The sequence below is a fragment of the Vibrio orientalis CIP 102891 = ATCC 33934 genome, from assembly GCF_000176235.1.
Classification (GTDB): domain Bacteria; phylum Pseudomonadota; class Gammaproteobacteria; order Enterobacterales; family Vibrionaceae; genus Vibrio; species Vibrio orientalis.
Genome location: NZ_ACZV01000004.1, coordinates 1,368,177 through 1,384,924 on the forward strand (window position 1 = coordinate 1,368,177; position 16,748 = coordinate 1,384,924).

General features: G+C 43.7%; 15 protein-coding genes. 6 read left to right on the forward strand and 9 right to left on the reverse strand.

All coding sequences use genetic code 11. The annotated features are described in order from the left end of the window. Positions 1 to 123: 123 nt before the first annotated feature. On the reverse strand, positions 124 to 1,674 hold the full coding sequence (norR, locus tag VIA_RS09610; protein WP_004412766.1) for a nitric oxide reductase transcriptional regulator NorR: 1,551 nt from the start codon (positions 1,672 to 1,674) through the stop codon (positions 124 to 126). A gap of 201 nt (positions 1,675 to 1,875) precedes the next feature. Between norR and VIA_RS09615 the strand changes: the two genes are divergently transcribed. After that, positions 1,876 to 2,649, forward strand: coding sequence for a ferredoxin--NADP reductase (locus VIA_RS09615; RefSeq protein WP_004412767.1), 774 nt, complete (start codon positions 1,876 to 1,878; stop codon positions 2,647 to 2,649). A 16-nt stretch (positions 2,650 to 2,665) separates the two neighbouring features. Then, positions 2,666 to 3,004 (forward strand): TehB family protein, encoded by a 339-nt coding sequence (locus tag VIA_RS09620; RefSeq protein WP_004412768.1) that lies wholly within the window; start codon positions 2,666 to 2,668, stop codon positions 3,002 to 3,004. A gap of 72 nt (positions 3,005 to 3,076) precedes the next feature. Here VIA_RS09620 and VIA_RS09625 read toward each other — a convergent pair whose 3' ends face one another. The 6 genes from VIA_RS09625 to VIA_RS09650 all read right to left on the reverse strand — a co-directional run bounded on the left by VIA_RS09625 (position 3,077) and on the right by VIA_RS09650 (position 9,030). After that, on the reverse strand, positions 3,077 to 3,904 hold the full coding sequence (locus VIA_RS09625; RefSeq protein WP_004412769.1) for a hypothetical protein: 828 nt from the start codon (positions 3,902 to 3,904) through the stop codon (positions 3,077 to 3,079). Continuing rightward, positions 3,904 to 4,773: an ABC transporter ATP-binding protein gene (locus tag VIA_RS09630; RefSeq protein WP_004412770.1), complete on the reverse strand. Its 870-nt coding sequence runs from the start codon at positions 4,771 to 4,773 to the stop codon at positions 3,904 to 3,906. Before VIA_RS09630 ends, VIA_RS09625 begins: the two co-directional genes overlap by 1 nt. After that, positions 4,770 to 5,141, reverse strand: coding sequence for a GntR family transcriptional regulator (locus VIA_RS09635; RefSeq protein ID WP_004412771.1), 372 nt, complete (start codon positions 5,139 to 5,141; stop codon positions 4,770 to 4,772). Before VIA_RS09635 ends, VIA_RS09630 begins: the two co-directional genes overlap by 4 nt. Before the next feature lie 143 nt (positions 5,142 to 5,284). Continuing rightward, a complete protein-coding gene (locus tag VIA_RS09640) occupies positions 5,285 to 7,351 on the reverse strand; it encodes an alkyl sulfatase dimerization domain-containing protein (protein WP_004412772.1) in 2,067 nt (688 codons plus the stop codon). 120 nt (positions 7,352 to 7,471) lie between these two features. Then, positions 7,472 to 8,389: a LysR family transcriptional regulator gene (locus VIA_RS09645; protein WP_004412773.1), complete on the reverse strand. Its 918-nt coding sequence runs from the start codon at positions 8,387 to 8,389 to the stop codon at positions 7,472 to 7,474. A 92-nt stretch (positions 8,390 to 8,481) separates the two neighbouring features. Continuing rightward, positions 8,482 to 9,030 carry a carboxymuconolactone decarboxylase family protein gene (locus VIA_RS09650; protein WP_004412774.1) on the reverse strand — a complete coding sequence of 183 codons (549 nt, stop codon included), beginning with the start codon at positions 9,028 to 9,030 and terminating at the stop codon, positions 8,482 to 8,484. Positions 9,031 to 9,310: 280 nt separating this feature from the next. Here VIA_RS09650 and VIA_RS09655 point away from each other — a divergent pair, with 280 nt between their 5' ends. The 3 genes from VIA_RS09655 (at position 9,311) to VIA_RS09665 (ending at position 13,018) form a co-directional block, all read left to right on the forward strand. Beyond that, positions 9,311 to 9,895, forward strand: a complete 585-nt coding sequence (locus VIA_RS09655; protein ID WP_004412775.1) for a TetR/AcrR family transcriptional regulator — start codon at positions 9,311 to 9,313, stop codon at positions 9,893 to 9,895. 133 nt (positions 9,896 to 10,028) lie between these two features. Further along, a complete protein-coding gene (locus VIA_RS09660; protein WP_004412776.1) occupies positions 10,029 to 12,017 on the forward strand; it encodes a U32 family peptidase in 1,989 nt (662 codons plus the stop codon). 101 nt (positions 12,018 to 12,118) lie between these two features. Then, positions 12,119 to 13,018 carry an AraC family transcriptional regulator gene (locus tag VIA_RS09665; protein ID WP_004412777.1) on the forward strand — a complete coding sequence of 300 codons (900 nt, stop codon included), beginning with the start codon at positions 12,119 to 12,121 and terminating at the stop codon, positions 13,016 to 13,018. 44 nt (positions 13,019 to 13,062) lie between these two features. Here VIA_RS09665 and VIA_RS09670 read toward each other — a convergent pair whose 3' ends face one another. Then, positions 13,063 to 13,380: a hypothetical protein gene (locus VIA_RS09670; RefSeq protein WP_235801289.1), complete on the reverse strand. Its 318-nt coding sequence runs from the start codon at positions 13,378 to 13,380 to the stop codon at positions 13,063 to 13,065. 707 nt (positions 13,381 to 14,087) lie between these two features. Here VIA_RS09670 and VIA_RS09675 point away from each other — a divergent pair. Continuing rightward, on the forward strand, positions 14,088 to 15,185 hold the full coding sequence (locus VIA_RS09675; RefSeq protein WP_004412780.1) for an ElyC/SanA/YdcF family protein: 1,098 nt from the start codon (positions 14,088 to 14,090) through the stop codon (positions 15,183 to 15,185). Between the two features lie 70 nt (positions 15,186 to 15,255). Here the strand turns inward: VIA_RS09675 and VIA_RS09680 are convergent, their stop codons facing one another. Further along, positions 15,256 to 16,680 (reverse strand): aspartate kinase, encoded by a 1,425-nt coding sequence (locus tag VIA_RS09680; protein WP_004412781.1) that lies wholly within the window; start codon positions 16,678 to 16,680, stop codon positions 15,256 to 15,258. Between the last annotated feature and the right edge of the window lie 68 nt (positions 16,681 to 16,748).

Consider the following 16,748-nt stretch of genomic DNA (forward strand, 5'->3'; position numbering starts at 1 on the left):
TAGCGTGCCAATAATTTAAATTATTAAATATCAACCACTTATAAACACATACTGGTGTGTGTTATCCTAATGATAACCCACTTACTTTTATCAAAAGGATAGTTTATTATCCTTTTGATAAGGCTACTTGAGATCTAAACGCTTAAGTAATCGGTGCAAGTTAGCAGGGAAAATTCCTAACTGTTTAGCTGTAGCCGAGAGCTTCTGGTCATTGTCTTGATACGCTTTTTCGACGAACTGGAGCTTGAAGTGTTCAGTCGCCTCTTTGAGGTTTAATCCTTGGTAAGCATCGCCAATGTTCTCCGCAGCAGCAAGGCTTTCGCTACTACTGTGGTTTAAAGCATCGGTTGTGGTACTGAATTGAAAGTGGCGCGGCTCCAGTGTCAGGTGCGCTTGGCTACTTTCCGCTTTAGCAATAACGGCAGCACGATTGATGGTGTGTTCAAGCTCGCGGACATTACCTTCCCATGGGTGGGCAACCAACAGTGGATGAATTGCTCGGCTGAGTTGGATACTAGCAACATTGAGTTTGTGCTGACAGCGCTCAGCAAAGAAACCAGCGAGCAAAATGACATCTTTTTCGCGTTCTCGAAGTGGCGGAACAAAGATTGGAAAGACACTCAAACGATGGTAGAGATCGGCCCTAAATTTCTCCGCTTTGACCTCTTCATGTAATATGCGGTTGGTTGCGGCAACAATACGCACATCAACTTTGACGTTTCTATCATCACCAACACGCTGAATATCACCATATTGAAGTGCACGGAGTAATTTGGCTTGTAGCGCCAAAGAAAGCTCACCGACTTCATCAAGAAATAGCGTACCTTTGTTGGCTAGCTCAAACTTGCCCTTGCGGTTACTGATTGCTCCGGTAAACGCCCCTTTGACGTGACCAAACAGTTCACTCTCGGCAACCGATTCTGGCAGCGCGGCACAGTTTAGGTAAACAAAAGGCTCCTGATTACGATGTGACTGAAGGTATAGGCTTTGCGCAACTAACTCCTTACCCACCCCGGTTTCTCCGGTGATCAAGACCGACAGATCGGTTTGTGCGACCGCTTCAATATGCTGTTTCAGCTCTAGCATACTTGTTGAGTTACCTATGATCTCATGCTTGTCGCTAGAAAGACGCTTTGGTCGAGTCCCCTTAGTATTAACTTCGCTGCCTTTTTCCAGTTTTTCCATGAGAAGTGCAGTGTGTAGGCTGTTAGATGCCAAGGCGGAGATGAGCCTTAAGTTGTCATCATCGAAATGGTTGAACTGCTCAGGATCAAATGCATCAATCGTGATAGCACCAATCAGACGCTCATCGTGTAGCAAGGGCAAGCCGATACACGCATGAACTTCGAGATTGCCTTCATGATTGGGAATGAGTCCATCATAGGGATCGGCAAGGTCACTGGTGGCCGGAAAGCGTACGACATCACCAGCGCGGGCAATGGCTTCAAATCTTGGGTGCTGCTCAATGGCAAAACGACGGCCAAGTACATCTTCGCTAAGCCCGTTAATCGCAAGCGGGATAAAGTTTTGCTCTTTATACAGTAGCAGTGCTGAAGCATCACACTTGAGCATGGTACGGATAGTAGATAGCAGACGTTCAAAGCGATCTTGTTCAGAAATGCCGGACGTAATGTCCAAAGCGACTTGTAACCATTGGTTTTGATATAGAGCCATAATTGATACTTCATCGAATAATCAAATTATCTTTATGATAATACATTTATCTATTTGATACTCCAGTAGGTTTATCAAATAGATAAAAAACTCCTAGCAAAACATTCTAAATTATTGAAATAAAACAAATATAAAAGCTGGCATAGATAATGTAATCCTATCGTCCATATCATTGATACCTAGCTTTTTAGAGAGAGACGTATGCTAAAGCCTTATGCAGGGTTTATCTCAGGAGTCATTACTCAGAAAACGTATTGGACTGAGCAACTGTTCTCCATCCGCGTTGCTGGTAAGTTCAACTCATATATTGCCGGTCAATTCGTAAAATTGGCCTTACATGACGAGCAAGGTGAACTCATTCGACGAGCCTATTCGATCGTCAATCATCCGAAAGAATTCGCTAGCTCGGGTGAACTGGAGTTTTTAATTATTGCCAATCCAACTGGGCAACTGTCTCCAAGGCTACGGCAGCTGCAAATGGGTGACGAAATATTGGTATCGGATAGCGCCGCAGGGTTTATGACACTTGATGAGATCCCACCCGACTCAAACGAACTATGGTTATTGAGCACAGGTACTGCCATTGGCCCTTATTTAGCCATGTTAGAACAACCAGGCATTGAACATCGCTTTAATACGATCGTGTTAGTCAACGCTACCCGAACACAAGCAGAGCAAAGCTACCCAGAGAAAATCCAAGAGTTAAAAACAAAATTTGGAGAGAGGTTTACTTATGTACCAATTATTTCTAGAGAATCGGTCCGCGGAGCTCTGTCAGGAAGAATTCCAATGTTGCTCGAAAATGGCGTTCTGTTCCAAGCAGCAACCAGTCCGCCTAATCCGACGTCTTGCTTCTTCTATCTGTGCGGCAACCCCGCAATGGTTAAAGAGAGCAGTGAGAGCTTAAAGAAACTAGGTTTTAGAAAACATTTACGCCGCCAACCGGGGCAGTTTAGTAGTGAAAATTATTGGTAAGCCAAGAGAGGTTATTATGAGTCATTTACGCATCCCAAAAAACTGGACGATTCAACGTTCTACTCCGTTCTTTACTAAAGAGAATGTGCCAGCAGCATTACTTAATCATCACAATACTGCTGAAGGTGTCTTCGGCCAGCTTTGTGTAATGGAAGGAACGGTCACTTACTTTGGTTTCGCCGATTCTGAAGCGAAAGAACCTGAAACTAAAGTGGAAATCGAAGCCGGACAATTTGCTACCAGCCCTCCGCAATATTGGCATCGAGTAGAACTCAGCGATGATGCTCAGTTCAATATCAATTTCTGGTCTGATAAAGATAAGAAAAACGAAAAGATGTTTAATACCAAGTCTTGATAAACGAAGCGATAAAACAAAAAGCCACCTAGTTTATAGGTGGCTTTTCTTCTTTTCACTAAGTCACAAACTTTAGTCTGCGTATTTGGCAAACCTTAAGCTAACCACTAAACCTATTGCGCCAAGCAATACGTAAATCAGTAAATTGAACATGCCCATATTGGCAAACGCACTGAGCGGGTTCTCTGCTGTCAGTAACTCGAACGGCAAAATAGATATCGCTTCAATAAAGTGCCCAACGCCATGTGCGCCTAGCAGAGACTTAGATACTAATTGAATCACAAATAGCGCCACTAACATCACAAGCAGCGGAGAGTTGACCTTCTGCGATATCGCTAGTGATACCGTTGCCATCGGAATTAGCGCTAAGCCAATCAGCCACATACGACCAATAAATTCTAACCAGTTGGTGAGCACATAAAGCACAGATTCCCCTGTTGAAAACAGCGGGAACTTGTCACCCACCACCAAGTTAATCACCCACATTAGAAAGTCGGCACTAAACACCAAGATTGAGCAGATCACTGGAATGGCGAGCAAGCCGAAGCACAACTTAACCACATGAATCTGAATATCGCTCACTGGCATACTGCGCCAAAACATCAAACTGCCTTCTTGGCGTTCTTTGCGCAGAGTCTTCGGGAAGTAAAGTCCCGTAAGAATCAAAGACAGAATTCCCGCAAAACCAAACACTAAATGACTCAGTTGCTTGCCAAGTTCAAAGTTCGACTCAAAACCATCGCTGTAGGTCAGCTCGTAAGTCACATTGCTTTGAATCGAGGTGTTCATAATGATACTAAACAGGAATACCACACCACAGATAAGCAGTGCCAGTGGTACGCGAGTGATCATCTTATGCTCTAACCACTCTTTTTCTAGCATATAGATATTGGCATTCATTACGCTGCTCCTTTTTGTAATGCTAAGAACAAATCGGCAAGTTTTACATTGTAAATTCGATCGACATCATCCAATTGTTCTACCTGCTCAGAGCGCAATAGCCAACGCGTGCTACCGAGCGCCTTTTCGCTGGATAACGGATTAAAGCGGGCGATTTTTTCCGCTTCTGAATCGCTCGTTTCGACAATGACATATTCATTCTCGATATCGCTCATCGCCGACTGTAATACCGCTTCACCTTGCTTCAGGATAAGTACATCAGTTAGTAAGTGCTCGATTTCAGACACTTCGTGGCTGGCAATAATCAATGCTCGTTCGCCATCATGGAACCATTCCAGTAAATGGCGATAAAACGTGTCGCGATAAACCAAGTCCAAACCTAGTGTCGGCTCATCTAAAATCAGAACCTTAGTGTCTGTTGAAATAACCAACGCCAAATGCAGCTGGACCTTCATCCCTTTCGATAAAGACTTAATTTTGCTGTTTGGTTTGATATTGGTTTTCTCAAGCACGCTACGCGCTTTCTCAATATCGAAGCTAGGATGCACGCCAGCAGTGTAACGCAGCAGTTGATTGACCTTCATCCAGTCTGGCAACACGTTTACATCTGAAATATAAGAGAGGTGCGCCATCACTTGTGCTCGCTTGCTGATCGGCTCCATCCCAAGCACCTTGATATCACCTTGGTACTCATGGGCACCCAACAAGCTTTTAATTAGGGTAGATTTGCCCGCGCCGTTATGCCCAAGTAAACCAAGCACCTGGCCTGCTTTTAGTTCTAGGTTAATATTTTTTAGTGCCTCACCCTGCCCTTTGGCTTGGCCAGAGTACTGCTTTGATACTTGAGTCGCTTTAACTAATACACTCATGATTTGTCCTCAGCATGTTGTTTTAGCTGATTAATAAATTCGTCTAGGGAGATATCTAACTGCTGCAGCTTGCTCGCAATGGAAGGGATTTGCTGCTCAATAAAATCTTGTCGTTGGTTACTCTTAAGCTGACCTACGGCACCATCAGCAACAAACATTCCTTGCCCACGTTTTTTCTCTACTAAGCCTTCATCAACCAGTAACTGATAACCTTTCATCACCGTTAGATGATTAATTTTCAGATCGGCAGCCACGCTTCTCACTGACGGAAGCGCTTCACCTTCACACCAAATTCCCTGCAAAATTTGCTCAGTTATTCGGTCTGCTAATTGGCGAAAGATAGGCTGGTTGTCATTCCATTCCGTCATGGTATCGCCCTCATCAATTCGCTTTAGTGTTATACATAGGTATAACACTAAAGCAATTTAGCAATATTTCAACACCTAGATAAAATTTTCTCCCATAAAAACAAAGCCCACTCTATTGAGTGGGCTCTCTACTGTTTATATCTTTAGCGAGAAACTACTGGCACTTTGTGACCATATGGTGACTCGATATTCTCAATCAACAGCTTAAGTACCGGATCTTTGGCCTTAGTCTTGTCGAAGAAAAATAGGTCATAGAACTCGTTGCGGCTCATGCTCACTGGCTTGTTAGCTGCGCTATGACCGTGTTCATGAACCATCACACCAGAACGCACGCCGAAGGTGTAGTCCTCGCCATCAATGGTTACATTGGTTAGTTGTGTATCCGCTGGTGTTGAGCCTATTTTCTCAGAGTTTAAACGCGTTCTTAAAATCTTAAATAGGTCGTCCATCTCCATTTCGTTCATGGTATTTTCAGACAGATTAATCATCATATCTGACATAGCAAATGCACCATTTTCCAGCTCTATAGCACCTGTTAATGCCCAGTTTCTCCAACCTGGAGTTGATTGAGTGTAGCCCCACTCACGCATTGCTTCGGCTTTTAAGTTACGCATCTCTTGGTCATCAGCGTCGGCTCGAACCGCCCAAGTGGTAATATCCATTGCCCAACCAAAGTTACCCTCTTTTACTGCTTTTTCGGCGATTTTATAGACATTATCGCGACCACCAAGAGCATCAACGTATAACTCGGCACGCTCAATATGATCAGGACGAGCAAATTCTGTAGGGTCACCTTCAAACCAGCCCATATAGCCGTTATAGATATTTCGCACGTTCTGCTCAACCGAACCACGTAGAGGACGATGGTATTCATGGTTACTGATATGCGTTGGCAAAGTAATATGCTCTTCTAACTCATCACGAGTTAGCCCTTTGTTCATCAAACGAATCGTTTCATCGTATTGATATTGTAGTGAGTCACGCCAAACGCTAAATACGGACTCAACGTAATCCTCACCAATAACAGGGCGTCCATGATGGTTGGTAAATCCTTTCGCGTGGTATGAGCGCATGCGATCAACGCTCTCTTTCCACTCTTCCATATCACGATATTTCGCACCGCGAATCGTGTACACATTCGGAATCGTCTCACCTTGAATAGAGTCGCCTAACAGCATTTCGCCATTTTCAGGCATGTAGATAGCAATATGGTCAGAAGATTCACCCGGCACGTGGAAAAACTCCATTTCTACCCCGTCGATGACCATAACCTGTTGATCATCAATGGTAATGTTTGGCTTTGCAGTAAATGTTGTTCTTGGGTTGTAAACCTCTTTAGGCACATAACCAATGCCCTGTCCTACGTAACCTTCCGGGCCAACATCAAGAGCGGCACCAAATGCGTATACGCCGCGGTGTGCCATTAGTGGTGACAAGAAACCAGATTCTAGTGCAAACATTTCAAACAACTTGTCATGAGCAATGACATTGATTTCACCTTTAGTCACTTGCTCAGGGGTCACGTATGCACCGGTACCCGATAGCTGATCTGGGTGGTGGTGAGAGTAGATGATCGTATGGAAGGGTAAATCAATACCAGTTGCTTCACGGAATTTTTCGATTGCTACTTCTGCAATCTCATTCGAATAGTGTGTATCAAACGCAATTAGGCCCGTATCACCAACGACAATGGTCGAGTTGGTCATTTCAAAGCCATAGATTTGATAAACTCGATCAGACAACTTGTAGATGGTTGGCTTCATGATGTCATGCATGCGTTTTAGCTCAGGGTGAACATGCTCACTGCCCTGAATCGCTTGGTTGCGAGGCTGCGCTTCTTGCTTAGATTCGAAGATGTTGTAGTCCGCACTCCAAATCACTTCAGGAAGGTTGATATTGCTTTTAAGCTCCTCTAACGCGCGGAAATTTTCTTGTGCGTGTGTCCCTGATTTAAACTTCACTTTCACCAACGCATTATCGGGAGAACCCGCTTTGAAGACTTCTAAATCTTGAGGGTAAGGACGAGTATCGTGAGTATGAACTTGAGTAGCAGCCACGTAACCGGCAATACTATCTTCGCTGTTTTTCAGTTCGATATGAGCAGCGCCGTTCAACTCAACAGTATCACCCAGAGTAAAATGGTTATGCTCATGAGCGTTTACGCCAAATGCCGTGACACTTATTGCTACTGCTAAAATTCTTTTCTTCATAATATTTACCTTTTTCGGTTTTAGGCACTGCTGTGCTAACTGATGGGTAAATCTTATGGTTCAGGCGATATAAAATATATTAATCATATATTATATCGCTCATGCAAAATCATTATGAGCTTATGGCGTATCAAGGACTTCTGTTAATACCTCTATCAACCATTGTGTTAGCGGGTCTTTATCATTTTTATAGTGATGATAGAAACAGATGCTCGGCTTGAGAACGTCAGGATTGCCTTCAAATTCTATAGAGCGGAAGACCTCTGGATTGGTAAATCGATAGAGCTGAGAGCACGGAAAGATGGTATCTGAGTTTTGCACAACATCTAAGATACTGGCAGGAAATTCAGAGCGGTAGAGAACCTCTACATCGAAGCCCTTGGCAGCAAAAACCTGCTCGGCATAAGAGAGCTGTGAATTCCAATCGCTTGCAATGATAGTCGTAAATGGATATTGCGCGGCTTGCTCCATGGTAATTATTGTCGAGATATGGGGATGATCTTTTCGAACTAAACAACGAAAGTTGTCTTGAAGGACTCGCTTTTCACGAATTTGTTTATCTTCACTGACGATCTGATAATTAATCCCAAGCTGTACTTGATCTGATTTGAGCTGATCCAACGTTTGTTTTGACCATTGGTGGATTAAAATTTTCAGCTTTGGTGCCAATTCATGAATACGCTTAAAAAACTGATGACCAATAATCGGTGCAAGTAAAGGAGACACCGCTAGCACGACTGTGTGTTCAATATTTGAAGGATCAAACGCTTGGCTTGTGGCAATCGAATTTTCTAACTGAGTAAACAACTCATAAGAGCTTTGATACAGGTTATCCGCGAATGATGTTGGCTCCAGACCAGTAGGCACTTTAACGAACAGTTCATCGTCGAAATAAGTTCTGAGTTTTGAAAGGTGCTGACTCATCGCTGGTTGAGAGCTGAACAAACGTTCAGCCGCTAGCCTCATATTTCGCTCTTGGTAAAGAACGAAAAATATCCTGAGTGCATTTAAATCCATTTGACCGTTCTGCTTGCCCATCTTTACCGCACTGTTTCCTTCTTAGTCTCATCCTATTAAGGCGAAAACAGTGCGATTTGGCAAGTGTTATCCCAATGGATTCACGGCTCTGTTTACTTGCTCCAAGCGAATGGTTGGAACATTGGGTCAAGTGGTGTCTTAGCTACATGGTTAACATAGTTACTGATCACTTTCTGTGACAAGCCAAGAATCACTTCTAGCACTTGTTGTTGGCCATAACCCGCCGCATAAAACGCCTCTAGATCCGCTGTAGAAACATTGCCGCGAGCTCGTACCATGCTCAATGTGAAATCATGCAGAGCCTGAAGCTTTTCTGTTGGCATTGCAGACCCCGTGCGCAAAGCTTCTGTGATCGCCCCATCCACTTTCATAGAATTGGCAATCAAGGTATGAGCTGGAACGCAGTAACGACATTCATGTTCTACGTTGATGGTTTGCCACACTACAGTTAGCTCTTCATTATCAAATGAGCTATTCACAAAATGCGTGTGAAGCTGGTTGTACGCTTTCAGTGTTTCAGGTGCCTCAGCAAGTGTTGCTAACAGATTTGGTACCGCACCCATGGTTTGTTGGGCACCTTGTAAAATTGCTCGTGCTGCTTGTGGCGCTGATTCAATCGTATGACGTTTAAACTCGTTCATTTTTATTTTCCTTTCAGTCTGATCTTGATTACTTGCTAGGTCATCTCCTAGCGAATGAACATACGATAGACTTACTTGAACGAGTGTTCAAGTAATATTTTGAACGGCCGTTCAATATAAGTAGGTGAATTAGACTTAAGAGTTTGATGTAAAAGAATTTTCTTGAAGGTCATATTTTTTCTTCACAAGTGAAGATAGTGTTCGATTTGACCGCTTTACCCTACAAAGCAAAAAACCTATAATTGAACTAGCGTTCAAAATATAGATTCTAGAGCAGTGTATGGGCAAAACAGCTAAATTCGATCGTGAGCAAGTAATCAATCAAGCCACAGACCTTTATTGGCAAAAAGGCTTTCATGCTACGTCCATGCGTAACTTGCAGGATGTGATCGATATGCGTCCTGGTAGTATTTATGCCGCTTTTGGTAGTAAAGATGGCCTGTTTAAAGAGGCACTCAATAACTATACCCAGATGGGCATTGTGCATTTGACTCATTGTTTGGATGAGGCTTCCTCTCCCTTAGAGGGACTAAAAGAGTTCATAAAACACATCGTTATCAACACCAAACATGGCGCCCCAAACGGAATGTGTATGTTGGCTAAGACGATTGCGGAACTGAATGATGAGCATCAGGAGCTACTAGAAGAAGCGAAACAGTGTTTCAAGAAAATGGAGCATACTTTTGTCGATGTCTTGAACCAAGCACAGCAGCACGGCGAGATCTCTCCTGATAAAGACCCTGCTATGCTTGCCAGACATCTTCAAGTCCAGATTGCAGGTCTGCGTACCTATGCGAAAGCCAACGATGATGACGCACTATTGCAAGAGATGATCGACGACATCTTTACTCATCATCCGTTTTAAACTTGCCGGCTGTTTGGCCCAAACTAGCACAATCATATTGACCCAGATTAATAAAAGGTTAACTAGCGCAACATCACACTTTTGAAACCCGTAGAATGCGTGCTCATTTCTAATTTGAGTTAAGAGAACAGCAGTGAGACGCGATCAATTTGAGTTATTGGCACCTGGTGGTGATTTAGATTCTATCAAAGCGGCAATTGCGGCTGGGGCAGATGCTATCTATTGTGGCTTAGATAGATTCAATGCACGTAACCGAGCGACCAATCTTACGTTAGATAACTTAAATGGCGTTCTAAACCTTGCTCACGAGCACAACTGCAAGATATTCCTAACGCTCAATGTGTTGATCTTAGAAAGTGAAATTCCAGCCATCGTGCGTCTACTAAGTCAACTTAATACCACTGCGATTGATGGCGTGATCGTGCAAGACCTTGGCCTTGCTTATATCTTAAAGCATCACTTTCCTTCCCTCGATGTTCATGCCTCGACACAGCTCAATACCCACAATGAAGGGCAGATCCAGTTTCTAAACCAACTCACCGCGAGTCGCGTAAACCTCTCTCGTGAGTTGAACATCAATGAGATCAAGCACCTTGCTCAGTTCGGCAAGCAACATGATGTGTTAATGGAAGTGTTTGTCCACGGTTCGTACTGCATTGGCTTCTCTGGCATTTGTTACATCAGCTCCGCTCGCAATGGCGCATCCGGTAACCGTGGCCGTTGTAGCCAACCTTGTCGTGAACAATACGCCACGACCAATACAGGCAACGACTATCCTCTAAACATGAAAGATAACTCTGCATTTGGCGATTTAGAGGCCTTGGTTGATGCTGGCGTTTATTCGTTGAAAGTAGAAGGCCGAATCAAGAAATCTCACTACGTTTACACCGTGGTCGACAATTGGCGTAAGCAAATCGATCGCTTCTGCGATGGTGTCGAATTATCTAGCGATACCACTGAGCTTTACACCGTGTTTAACCGTGATTTTTCTAACGCCTTTCTGCAAGGCGGTTTTGGTAAAGCGATGTACATCGATAATCCTCGCGACCATGCGGTTACCCACTTCTCGAAGGTGTACCAATGCACCAGCGCCGAGCAGGTAACGCTAGTAAAGAAAAAACTCTATGACGATAAAACAGCGATCATAGAAACCGTCGCGCAAAAGACCGAGTCCATGAAGTTAGAGTCGTCGAATACGGGTGGAGCAAGTCTCAAAGGCGCCATTGACGCCCCGCAACTTAAACCGCTACCACAAGCGTCAGCGACCCCATCGCAAAAGCTATCAGTGCTGATTTCATCACCGTGCGATATTTCCTTGATTAAAGAGAGTGATGCAACCTTTTACTATCAACTGCCAATGGGGCTGACCGCTGAGTGTGATGAACTAATTGAGCTGTTCAAGCAACAGCCTAATCTTCGACCTTGGTTCCCAGCGATTTTAATTGGTGATGACTTCAACGCAGCGCAACGTTTCTTGGCGGCAGTGAAACCTAGCCAGCTTGTGACCAATAACTCAGGCGTTGGGTTTATCGCAAAACAGCTTGGGCTTCGCTGGGTCGCAGGCCCACAAATGAACATCACCAACTCTTATGCGTTAGCATGCCTTGAAGATGAATTTGATTGTACCGGAGCGTTTGTCTCGAACGAGCTCAACATGAAGCAGATGCGCCATATCAAGCGCAGCGACAATATGCAGCTGTTCTACAGTATTTATCATCCAAATACCTTACTGACTAGTCGCCAATGTTTATTCCAACAGACGGAAGGCTGTCGCAAGATTAAAGTCAATAAAGGCTGTTTAAAGCGTTGTGAGAAACGCACCTCGATCATCAATTTGAAAGATAACCCTTATGTGATTCAAAAACACAAAGGCAGTCACAATGCGATTTACAGCGAGCACAATATCTTGAACTTGCAAGTATTAAGCGATCTACCGGACCTGTTCACCGATGTGTTGATTGATCTGCGCGACATTCAGACTGAAACTCAAGTGAGTAGCGGAAAAGCGCAGCTGATTGAGTCGTTTACGACGCTGCTTGATGAGACAAATACGCACAACAGTCAGTCACTGTATTCAGTCATTAAACCCACGACCAATGCGCAATATTTGAAAGGGATCTAAGTCCTAGTACGCTCAACAATCTCATCTTTTAAGGCCCAAGTTTTAAACTCAGCCTTAATCGGTTAGCCTGTGTGATTATTCAGGGAAGAAGAGAACAATCAATGGGTGTAGACTATCAAAAGCGGCTGATTCCGGTTATCCGTTACCTCGAACAAAACTACAATCAGCCTCTTAACCTGCCCGAAGTCGCTGCCTTGGCAAACCTCTCTCCTTATCACTTTCATCGCACCTTCAAAGCGGTGCAAGGAGAAACACTGGCCGACTTCATTCGCCGATTAAGACTTGCAGCAGCAGCCGATGAGTTGTTCAAAACCAAACAACCCGTCCTCAACATTGCGCTAGAATTTGGCTTTTCTTCTTCGCAAAGTTTAGCCAAAGCGTTCAAGCAACATTACGGTGTTACGCCGACCGCTTTTCGTGATTGTAAGAACTATCAAGAGTTTTCAACGCTGGCACAAAACAGCAAGATTGGACACACCTTGCGCAAGATTGGAAACGAAAGCGACATGACGACTCCATATACTGGCTCTGAACCAACGACATGGAGAAAGACAATGGAAATGCAACAATTTGACGCGACGAAGCTGGCTTACGTACGAGTTACGGGGCCTTATGGTGAAGGCTATGAAGAGCCAGCAAATCGCTTGTATCAATGGGCTGGAATGAAAAACTTGGCAGGAAATACCTGTATCTTTATCTACCACGATAATCCAGAAGTGACCCCCAATGATAAATGCCGCACCGATATTTGTTTAATGGTCCCTGCCGATACGCAAGTACCGAGTGGGATTGAACTGCAGGACTTTCCTGGTGGGCAATATGCCGTCATGCGTCAAAACATCACCGAGCACAATCAGTACGCTAAAGCATGGGATGATTTGATGAGTAAGGTGATTGAAACTGGCGTAGAAAACGATGACCGCCCTTGCTTCGAGCTTTATCACAGCTACGATCCGCAAACTCAGCACGCCGATGTAAGCTTCTGCACTGCAATTAAGTAAGACAACGCCTGCGAATTGACTTAAGTGAGTTCGCAGGCTCCTGATTATAAACGATACTCTTTAAGCTCACCTTTATCTGTAATGGTCGCATTGGCTAGCTTGTTGCCATAAATATCTTTAAAACCGATATCAATCGAGTTACTCGCGTGGACAATTTTAGTGATCAGGATATCGCCAACATCATTGTTCAAGGTGAGGTAGTAATGCACATTGCGGCTGCAAGGGATGACTTTTTCTTTAAAAGTTTTGCTGATGTAGTACGTTGACTCACTGTTTAGCTCTACGCCATGCTTCTTAACGATATCCACCAAACTGGTGATGATCGTGCCGACTTTCTTCAATTCACTGGTTAAAATCATCATTGCCTCCAATCAATCATTGAACCCAACTGAGCACCCCAAAATGGATAGGTTTGGGCGCATTGTTTGCCACCAGCAATAGACAACTCAGAAAAAACGGCAGCATAAGGAACATTCAATTTATTCATGTTTATTTTTGATTATTTTGTTGTGTCTTATTCAAGCTATCTTGAGAGCATTTTCTGAAAAAGTAATTTAAAGTTGCATTTTTGCTCGGTATTTTCGAAGTATTCTCCATGGCTAATTAAAATAATGATTGTTTTCAATCAGTAACCCAAAAAGTCAGCCCTCTCCCAAAGAGCTAGAATGGTAACAGGTCAATTTTCAATAACTCAGTTACCATGATCTAAATCAGGTTGTTATTTATTACTTATCAAAAATTAAAACGTATTTTCAATATGTTAGAGGGTGAAAAATTAACTTTCGCAGGCAGGCAATCAGAATAAATAGAGAGTATTTGGGCTCAATATAGGGATAGTAATTGGATAATTATTCGGCACCAAACACAACAAAAACCTAATTCACCGATCGTTTAGCTACCCTGAAGTAAAAAATCAGGTAAAACTTTCGTGATCCTAATTCTGAAATTTACCATTAGTGGAAAATCACCAACCTGAGTTGCGAGTCCTTTCACAGTTTATTAATCGTTTGAATTTAAGCTACAAAATCACCTGTCTTACTGTTCAAAATAATAAAACTAGGACTTCTCTATGAAGAAAAAACTCCTTGCCATCGCACTTGGAGGCGTCATTTGCTTAGCTTCTGCCCCATACACCTTTGCAGCTAATGATAGTGCTGTTCAATCTTCCGATAACTACGCCCAACTCATCACTAAACGTCAAGTTGTAGACCAGCTTTTGAGTGATGCAGTGGACGCATTCAAATCTCCTTCGCGTATCTCTCACGCTGGTTTCACCGCGAAGATGCCAAGTAATATGGAGATTGTCACCGACCGATTACTAGAAGCCTACCAACTTGAGCCGTACCGAACTGACTTACTCATTTCAGCTGCAAACGCACAGATCTATAACAAGAACGTCGAGCAAGCAATTGAGCTGTTCGAACAAGCTCTTTCTGTTGCGCCAGATGATGTCGACTTGCACGCTTATCTAGCGGTATGGCAACGCTTTGAAGGCAACCAGGCCGAGTCCAACAAACATATGGCAACGCTGTCCAAGCTGAATGCAGGTAAAGCGGCTGACATCAAACGCATCTTTACTACCGTAGATCGTGTCGTGGCAACACCACTGAAAGAAAAAGCAGACAACGGTAAGCTGGATGACAAAGGCGCAATTGTCACTTTGGGCTACGCACTAAATCCCGATGGCTCTATGCATCAAATACTTGTCGAGCGCCTAGAAACGACATTACAAATGGCGAAGGACAACCCAGATGCTTTAATTGTATTGACCGGTGGCGTGCCTAAAAATCATAAGACCGAAGGTAAGTTAATGGCTGACTGGTTGATTGAAAAAGGCATCAAGAAAGAACGAATTATTGAGGAAAATTACGCCACCAGCACGGTGGGTAATGCGCTCTTTAGTAGCTATGCCTTAGCACGCCACAATATTCAGCATGCGACGATTATTAGCTCGGCAAGTCACGTTCGTCGTGGTCAAACTCTATTTGAAATCGCAAGCTGGCAGACAGGCCCACAAGACATCACCTTTGACACGGTAAGTTATCCTGACAAGCCACTCAAAGAGTTAACCAAAGCCAGTGCCAGCGAACTGCTTGGCATCTACCGTGATGCACTGCGTACTTATGGTATGTGGAGCTACCGCTCATACCCGCTCGAATCACGATAAAAGCCTGTCGAATCAAAAAGCCTGCACTCGCAGGCTTTTTTGCCCTATTGATACCGAAGGCGCTGACTAATCAAACCGCAACACTCTGGATTTGAGAGTGCTGAATAAAGAACACATCATGTAATGCGCAAATGGAAGGTTGGTACTCTTCATCATCAACAACAAACTGAACATTCACATTTCGCATTGAAGAGTGAACTGCGACTGGTGTGATATTTTTCTCCATTAATGCCAGTACACCTTTCGCAAGGGCTTGGTTGGTATCAAATTGTGACCCAATTGCAGATATTAGCGCAACCATTCGACCTTTTATATTGGCGTTAGGAAATCTCTTTTCAGTTTTGTACAACACCTTGTTCAAAGCTTCATTGCTCCCAGTAAGATAGTAGGTCATTGAGTTGGCATTCATCTCTTTACCAACCAATTTCACTCGTGCATCCGTTATGATTTGCATAAGTTCATAACTGACATTGTCGACGCAACCCACCATGGCTTGATCGAAAAGGTGCAAAGCAAAGACTTTCTCTTTACCAGCGATGATCTCCACCCTATCCACTGTGGGGCGAAAAGCGCCTGAGATTAACGTGCCAGAGTGCTCTGGTTCGAAAGTGTTTTTGATTTGAAGTTCAATCCCACTTTCACGCAGACCGGCAGCCGCATTCGGGTGGATTGCTTCCATGCCGAGATTAGCCAGTTGATCCGCTACATCATAGTTTGTTTTACCAAGAGGTCTCACCCGATCAGAGCCGACAACACGAGGGTCTGCGGAACTTAGGTGATATTCTTTATGGATAATGGCTAAGTCAGCTTGGGTTAATGATGCGACTCGACTAAACGTCATTTCGCTATAACCACGGTCATACGTCGACATTAAACCTTCTTTACAAGAGGCGTAACCCGTAACAATAGGTAACTCAATGCTCATATCGATGTCTGAAAATGCGTTAACGATACATTCATCTAAACTACTTGGTGCCTGAGTATCCCAACCAGATAGGTCAACAAATCTTGCGTTAACGCCTAAGTTTTTAAGCTTCAGTGCGGTGTTATACGCACTATGAACTTCACCAATAGACGCAAGAAATTCTCTGACTTGAGGAAGGTAATGTCGCAGCGAGAACTGACCATATTGGCAAGTTTCTAGAATGTTTGAAATACAGGTTTTCGCTTCAGAAATTCGTGAACAAATAAACTTATCGGCTCGTAAGCGGTTCATTGGATCGGCAAAGATATTCTCGTTTACCAATAACATTCTTTGCTCTACGTAATCTAATGCCGCTTTCCAAGTATCGTCTCTTTTTGCAACTAATTGATAAACACCCGGCTTACTGGTTTTCTTGCATTCAAGCAAAGCGTCGGTAATCCCTCCGTAAGCAGATACCACGAACACTCGGTTGTAGGTGTCTTCATCGCTATTTTTGATCAATATGTTGTCTAGCACTGCATCGAATGCAGACATTGAAGTACCGCCGATTTTCTCTACGGTATAAGTCATGGTAAGTCCTTTTGGGTGCACATCTTTAGAAATGTAGCTAGGCCAACTAAGGGCCTAGCTCATAGGAG